Genomic DNA, 8079 nt, shown 5'->3' with positions numbered 1-8079 from the left:
GTATATTGAATAAAAGCAACATCATCGGCATTTATAATGGGGCGGATATACTGCCCTTTTTTCCCCATCTTTAAACATGCTCGGTATGAATGAGCATTGGGTAATCTATATTTCGGCACCATTTTTTTTACATAACTAATGACAAAATTAAGCAAATTTCTTTTTAACAAAGTTAACTCATCGCCAATGCGGCTTAAAATAACATGTTCAATTTCACTTGTATCAACAACCTGCTCGAGTGTTTTGGCAAAATTTGAAATAATAAAAATAGCTTTAGCCCCTGAATCACTTAATTGATGCTTAAGCTCTGTGGCTGTATAAAGCGGATTAATATTTACCACTGTCATACCTGCTCGAAGGATCCCTAAAAGGACAATCGGATACTGTAATAAATTGGGCATCATAATAGCAACACGATCCCCTTGTTGTAGCTTTAAAGTTTGCTGCAGATAAGTAGCAACGGCTTTAGATGAGTTATCTAACTGAGCAAAACTAAGTTGTTTATCCATATTGATAAAGGCGCAATGATTAGCATATTCCTTAAAACTATCTTCAATCAGTTCAACAAGTGATGAATACTGCGCGTCATCAAGTTGAGGATTTACGTTATCAGGATATTTATCGAACCAGGGTCTAAACATTGTTTACTCTCTTTGGATTTTGACTTTTAAATACAGGTAAAAAGGTAGGCAAAAAAAAGACCGACTAATTAGCCGGCCTGACTGTTATGAATATACTCAAACAGTTTGCATATAAATATTATAACTGTGCGTAGTCTAAGGTAATTGTTGCTGCTTCAATTAAAAATGCATCGATCGCTTCAAAGTCATCAGGCAGATCATCCATTGATTTAATCTCTTCTAAACCAGCACGCTGCAAACGCTCATTACTTCGCTGCAGTGCGCGTTGCTCATTTTCTTCACGTAATTTAACGCGTTCCTTTTCATCAAGAGAAATAACAGTCTCATCTTTTTCTTTACGATATTCTTCAATATCACTAAGCAGGTAAGTAAACTCTATCTCATTTATGATTCGTTTCTGATGTTTTACAGTCAGTTTCTTAACATCGCGTTGCACATCATTTATAGATTGATAGGAAGCAGATTTTATATTGTCCCATGGCAATGCATTTTTCTCTAAACTCTCACCGGTATCTTGGTGGTCAATGGCACTTGGAAATACAATATCGGGTATAACACCTTTATGTTGTGTACTGCCACCATTAATTCGATAGAATTTTGCAATGGTGTATTGAACAGAACCGATAGTTTCAGGGGCGTCATCATAAAAACGGGAGATGCGGCGATGTTGTTGAACAGTACCTTTACCGAAACTTTGTTCTCCAATAACAATTGCGCGTCCGTAATCCTGTAAGGCAGCTGCAAAAATTTCAGATGCGGATGCACTATTACGGTTTATTAAAACAGTTAATGGACCATCATAACTTAGCACTTTATTTTCATCTTCATGAACCAGTATCTGATTGCGACTGTCTCGCACCTGAACAACAGGCCCAGACGGAATAAATAAACCGGTTAGCAAAGTCGCTTCGCTTAAAGCACCACCACCGTTATTGCGTAAATCAACAATGATCCCTTGTACATTTTCTTTTGCTAATGCAGTTAGCTCTTTATCAACATCTTCACTTAATTTCATGTAAAAACTAGGAATTGTGATTACGCCAATTTTTTTACCGTCAATTGTTTCAACTGATGATTTAGCCTCACGGTCTTCAAGATGAATCTGCTCTCTTACTATCTCTACAACATGATTTTTATCACCCGCTTTACCCGATAGAATTTGTAATTGAACTTTGGTGCCTTTCGGACCTTTAATTAAATCTACAATATCATCTAATCGCCAACCGATAACATCGATAACTTTTTCACCATCTTGACCAACACCAATGATTTTATCATCTTTAAAGATCTGTTTAGAACGCTCTGCGGGTCCCCCTGGGACTAGACTTCTTACGACGGTGTAATCATCTTCAAGTTGTAGAACAGCACCAATACCTTCTAATGATAAATTCATTTCCATTTTGAACCGTTCGGCATTTCTTGCTGACAGGTAACTGGTATGGGGCTCAATGGTACGCGAGTAGGCATTCATAAAGTTCTGGAACACATCTTCACTTTCAGTCTGCACTAAATGCTTAATTGCAACATTGTATCTTTTGCTTAATTGTTCTTTAATTTCAGGCCATTTTTTACCGCCTAATTTAAGTACTAGAGCATCAGATTTAACCTTTTTTTGCCAGAGTTTATCAAGCTGAATGCTATCGAGTGCCCAAGCGGCTTCACTGCGATCAAACTGATATTCATCAGTTTTGTTAAACTTTATCTCCTCATCTAAAAGAGACAATGCATAATTGTAGCGCTCATAACGACGCGTTAAATTTAGTTGATAAATATGATAGGCGGGATCCAACTGTCCTGATTTTAAATTATCATCAAAAGAGAATTGATAAGCTTTTAAAGCATCAATATCACTCTGCATGAAGATTTGTTTGTTGTAATCAAGTTGTTCGATATAACGCTCAAACACTTTTTGTGAAAGAGCATCATCAAGCGGAATAAATTTATAATGAGAGCGACTAAATAGATCACTCACTCTTTTCGCCACTTTGGCATGTTGAACTTGCTGTTCTAGTTGAGGGATATCTTTTATCTCAAAACTAGCAGGAACAGCAAAAGAAATACCTATATATAATGTACTTGCAGCAACTAAAACATGGCGAAAAAATTTATTCATTAATGTACCTTTTTATACAATTAGATGTTTTGCTTTAACTTTTACTGTCATTCCAGAATCAAGTTGCACCTGAACATCATCCTTCATGATTTCAACGACAACACCTGAAACCGGAGATTGCCCTAAAAGTACTTTGACAGCTTGAGTTAATTTAAGTTCCGCATGAACTGCTTCTTTAAAGTTACTCAAATCTTCTACTTTCTCTTTTTTAGCAACTGCTTTTTTAGCACGAGTTGGCACATTTACTTTTTTTGCTGCTCGTTTAGGCGCGGCTTCAGCTGATGCTTTTTTCTTATGTGCAAACGCTTTTTCTTTACTTTCTTTTAGCGTTTTTAAAGCGTGTTCAGCATGTTCTGCAGACACGTCATCACCTTCATTACCATCAAGATCAACACGTTTTACTGACTGTTTAATACAGTGAAGGTAACGCCAGCTTAATGTGTATTGACGTAAAGCACCGCGGAGTTGAGTTTTACTGACGCGCTCATCACCTTCTAAACGTGCGGCGAGTTCTTGAAAAAGTCCAATTTTTAATGGTTTCGCTTCATTACTGCCAGCTGTAAAACATAAAGGAAACTGCTCAGTTAAAAAAGTGATAATTTGTTTGTTGTTTGTAAATTTTTCAGTGATTTCCATGTAAAACCTAATTATTAATGTCTGACATCAGACGATAAAATGATCTGTTAAATCATTTGAAATTCAAAATATTGCCATATTATAAAGCTGCGTTAATCAAATGTGAAACTTAATTTAAGCACTCTTATCATTTTAGTTGCTTAACCGGCTAATAATCGACTGTTTTATTAAAAATATTGCGAAACAGATTAGGTCAATACTATCCCTTTCTCATAAAAACGAGTAAACTTCGCCGCCCTGCAATACAGTTAATAGCAAGCCACTTGAAAATTTACATTTCGCAATTTAAAAGATGCTTTGTTATTAGTATTGCCCTGACTTGATATCAGAAGAGAATAATTATGACTCCAGAACTACTTTCACCAGCTGGCACACTTAAAAATATGCGTTATGCATTTGCATATGGCGCAGATGCAGTTTATGCAGGGCAACCGCGTTATTCACTGCGTGTACGTAATAATGAATTTAATATTGAAAAGCTAAAAATCGGTATCGATGAAGCACATAGCCAAGGTAAAAAACTCTATGTGGTATGCAATATCCAACCGCATAATTCAAAATTAAAGACATTTATCCGCGATATGAAACCGGTTGTTGATTTAAAACCAGATGCATTAATTATGTCAGATCCTGGTCTAATTATGATGGTTAGGGAAGCATTTCCTGAAATGCCGGTACACCTTAGCGTGCAAGCGAATGCCGTCAACTGGGCAAGTGTTAAGTTCTGGGAAAAACAAGGCATTGAACGTGTTATTTTATCACGTGAATTATCACTCGATGAAATTGAAGATATTCGCCAGCACTGCCCGGACATTGAGATTGAAGTCTTTGTTCATGGTGCTCTATGTATGGCGTACTCTGGACGCTGTTTATTATCTGGTTACATCAATAAACGCGATCCTAATCAAGGGACTTGCACTAACTCATGTCGCTGGAAATACGATGCTCATGAAGCAAAAGAAAATGAAACGGGCGACATCGTTGCTATCCAACGTCCAGACCCAACATTAGGTAAAGGTAAACCCACTGACCAAATGTTCCTGTTACAAGAGCAAGGCCGCCCTAATGAATACATGCCGGCATTTGAAGATGAACACGGCACCTACATTATGAATTCAAAAGATTTGCGTGCCATTCAACATGTTGAACGTTTATTAAAAATCGGCGTGCAATCTCTAAAAATTGAAGGTCGCACCAAAAGTTTTTATTACTGCGCACGTACCGCACAGGTTTATCGTAAAGCGATGGATGATGCCATTGCAGGTCGCCCTTTTGATCCGAAACTTATGGGTACCTTGGAAAACCTTGCTCATCGTGGTTATACCGAAGGTTTTTTAAGTCGTCATACTCATGATGAATATCAGAATTATGATTACGGTTATTCAATAAGTGATACACAACAATTTGTTGGTGAAATGACAGGCAGAAATGAAAATGGTCTGGCAGAAGTTACCGTAAAAAACAAATTTTTAGTCGGAGATAAACTCGAACTAATGACGCCACAAGGTAATCTGAATTTTACTTTAGAACAATTACAAACGCGCAAGGGTGAGCTTGTCGATGTAGCACCAGGCTCTGGCCATATTCTATATATGCCGGTACCGAAAGAGATCGACCTTAGTCATGGTTTACTGATGCGCAATCTAAATTCGGGTGCAAATACACGCAACCCGCACAATAAATAAATATGGCATTATTAATAAAAGAAAACTGCATAAATTGTGATATGTGCGATCCGGAATGTCCGAATGAAGCGATCACTTTTGGTGCGGAAATTTATGAAATAGATCCCGATTTATGTACTGAATGTGTTGGTTTTTATGAAAAACCAACCTGTATTGAAGTCTGTCCGATTAACTGCATCATTGTTGATCCCAACCATATTGAAAGTGAAGAACAACTATTAGATAAGTTTGCTGAGATGCATAGCACCTAATAGAGCAACTATATCCAGGTTACAGATGACACAAGCAAAGTTTTTACAAGGCTCAATAATTAAACATGTGATGACCATGTCAGCGACTAATGCCCTAGGTATTAGTGCGCTGTTTATGGTTGATCTAGCAGATATCTATTTTATAAGCTTATTGGGGAATTCTGCACTGACAGCCGCTATCGGTTATGCGAGTGCAATTTTATTTTTCACTACTGCTATCAGTATTGGTCTGGTTACCGTCAACAGTGCCCAAGTATCTAAATCAATTGGCCAGCATAACAAACAACAAGCACGAAATCAGGTCGCTTATATTTCCTTATATGCGTTTTGTTTCACTACATTTATAGCTGTTCTATTTTATTACTTCACTCCAGAAATATTAATCCAAATTGGTGCTAAAGGTGAAGAGCTTAGCGAAGCAATTATCTACCTAAGAATCATTTTACCTTCCTTACCTATCTTGGCATTAGCGATGCAAATGGGTGCCACTTTACGTAGTTTAGGGGATGCTAAACATGCAATGTATGCAACATTAGGTGGAGGCATCATTAATGCATTGCTCGATCCGCTCCTTATTTTTGTGTTTAAATTGGATCTTCAAGGTGCAGCAATAGCTTCTGTCATTTCCCGTTGTACAGTACTTGCGATAGGATTCTATTTTGTATTCTTTAAGTACAAAATGTTCACTCGTTTTAAATTAGTTAATTTCTGGCCAAATATTAGCGGCATATCTAATATCGCTTTTCCAGCAATGTTCACCCAGATTGCCACCCCATTAGGAAACTTATATGTGACTTATGAAGTTGCAAAATTTGGCACTGACTATATCGCCGGATGGGCAATTATAGGTCGTTTAATTCCAGTTGCATTTGGTATGATGTTTGCTCTTTCTGGCGCAGTAGGTCCAATTATTGGGCAGAATTACGGCGCATTACAATATGGTCGTGTTCGAGAAGTATTAAATCAATCGATGAAATTCATTATTAGCTACACCTTAGTAATTTCCCTTCTATTATCTATGGGGCAGGATATTGTGGTTGATCTGTTTAATGCTGAACATAAGACGGCTGAAATCATACGAATTTTTTGTCAGTACATCTCAATAACTTTTATTTTTACAGGCATAATGTTTGTTGCGATGGCATTTTTAAATAATTTAGGATATGCAAAATATGCGACACTGCTCAATGTTGGTAAAATGACACTAGGTACAATCCCATTTGTCACACTCGGTGCCTTTTATTATAACGCCCCGGGGATTTTGTACGGTCAGGCCGCTGGTAGTATTGTTTTTGGCTTGATAGCGTTACTGTTAACACGCAAAGTTATGAAAATCATCGAAGAACGACACATTTAATAGCGATCAAACTTCAACTTATTGATCTATGTTATTAATAATTATCTGTATTATTGCTCTAATAAGTAAATAATTTACACTCATTTCAAATGGAATAATTGATTTTATCATGCGCTTTTTATTTGCTTTTACAATTACACTGCTATTAAGTGGATGTTACAAAAACGAATCTACTCTTACAGACAGTTTGATCTATTGTCCTGAAAATACGCCACAATCATTTAACCCTCAAATTAGCCACGACATTTCTACGCTGGATGCTACAACTCACCAGTTATACAACCGCTTAGTTAAAATAGATCCAATCACAAAGCAATTTATACCTGACTTGGCAACGCATTGGCAACAAAACGACAACAAATCAAGTTATACTTTTTTCTTGCGTAAAGATGTTAATTTTCACCAAACAGATTATTTCACTCCAACTCGTTTTTTTAATGCAGATGATGTGATTTTCAGCTTTCAACGAATGTTAGATAAAGATCACCCTTTTCACTCTGTAAACCGTGTGACTGACAGTTACTTTTTTAACCATCCATTTACAAATTTAGTGGCTGATATTATTAAAATTGATGACTACACCGTCAAATTTATTTTAAACAAAGCAGATGTCACCCTGTTAGCAAATTTGGCTGCACACTATGGGGTTATTCACTCTGAACAATATGCACAAAACCTGTTATCTAAAGGTCACCCGGAGCGAATTGATTTTTATCCCATTGGTACAGGACCATATAAGTTTAAAAATTATGAGATAAAAGGTATCACTCGCTATCTTTCTCATCCTCAATATTGGGGTGGCAGGCCCACTATCACAAACCTGATTTTTGATGTAACACCCAATAATACCAAGCGTTACGCAAAGTTATTATCTGGAGAGTGCGATATTATGACTTATCCTGCGCCAAGCCAGTTAAATACAATGAGTGTAAACCCGAGTGTGGTACTTAGCAGTATACCTACAGCCAATGTTGCATTATGGTCCTTTAACAGTGTAAAAAAACCATTTAAACAGAAAGAAATTCGTCAAGCATTAAGTTATGCAATTGATCAAAAGACTATTGTCAATGCAGTTTTTTTTAAAAGTGCAACAGCAACAGATACATTATTGGCAAAACAATCCTGGGCATATAATCCAAGATCGGCTGAACTACAATACACCCCTCAATTAGCATTGCAGATGCTAAAAGAAAATGGTTTTGATTTTAACAACATTATCACTATTCTAACGCCAATTGATCATTCGGTTTTCAATCCCAATTCTCATAAAACAGCTGAGTTAATTCAAGCAAACTTATTCGATATAGGAGTAAGCAGTGAGATTATATCTTTACCTCATTCTGAACTTGAAATGCGTTTAGCTTCCGGTAATTATGACACTTACTTAACAGGAATT

Annotated in this window: 7 protein-coding genes; 4 read left to right on the top strand and 3 right to left on the bottom strand. The window is 36.8% G+C overall.

Annotated elements, in window-relative coordinates:
* The 3 genes from AC4GME_RS03555 to proQ all read right to left on the bottom strand — a co-directional run.
* Positions 1-641: AMP-binding protein (locus tag AC4GME_RS03555; protein WP_490379021.1), on the bottom strand; the 641-nt coding region annotated here is incomplete at its 3' end.
* A gap of 118 nt (positions 642-759) precedes the next feature.
* The gene (prc, locus tag AC4GME_RS03550) at positions 760-2754 is read right to left on the bottom strand and encodes a carboxy terminal-processing peptidase (protein ID WP_490377340.1); all 1995 of its coding nucleotides are present in this window, start codon (positions 2752-2754) and stop codon (positions 760-762) included.
* 12 nt (positions 2755-2766) lie between these two features.
* Positions 2767-3390: an RNA chaperone ProQ gene (proQ, locus tag AC4GME_RS03545; RefSeq protein ID WP_490377341.1), complete on the bottom strand. Its 624-nt coding sequence runs from the start codon at positions 3388-3390 to the stop codon at positions 2767-2769.
* Positions 3391-3728: 338 nt separating this feature from the next.
* Between proQ and trhP the strand changes: the two genes are divergently transcribed.
* From trhP to AC4GME_RS03525, 4 genes are all read left to right on the top strand, one after another.
* Positions 3729-5075 carry a prephenate-dependent tRNA uridine(34) hydroxylase TrhP gene (gene trhP / locus AC4GME_RS03540; protein WP_490377342.1) on the top strand — a complete coding sequence of 449 codons (1347 nt, stop codon included), beginning with the start codon at positions 3729-3731 and terminating at the stop codon, positions 5073-5075.
* Between the two features lie 2 nt (positions 5076-5077).
* Positions 5078-5326, top strand: a complete 249-nt coding sequence (locus tag AC4GME_RS03535; protein WP_490379020.1) for a YfhL family 4Fe-4S dicluster ferredoxin — start codon at positions 5078-5080, stop codon at positions 5324-5326.
* Between the two features lie 25 nt (positions 5327-5351).
* Positions 5352-6683 carry an MATE family efflux transporter gene (locus AC4GME_RS03530; RefSeq protein WP_490377943.1) on the top strand — a complete coding sequence of 444 codons (1332 nt, stop codon included), beginning with the start codon at positions 5352-5354 and terminating at the stop codon, positions 6681-6683.
* Between the two features lie 109 nt (positions 6684-6792).
* Positions 6793-8079, top strand: a 1287-nt coding sequence (locus AC4GME_RS03525; RefSeq protein WP_490379019.1) for an ABC transporter substrate-binding protein, incomplete at its 3' end; no start/stop codon positions are given.

Source organism: Psychromonas sp. (genome assembly GCF_983033635.1).
Note: the sequence above shows the minus strand (reverse complement) of the source record. Positions and strands in the feature narration are given on the sequence as shown.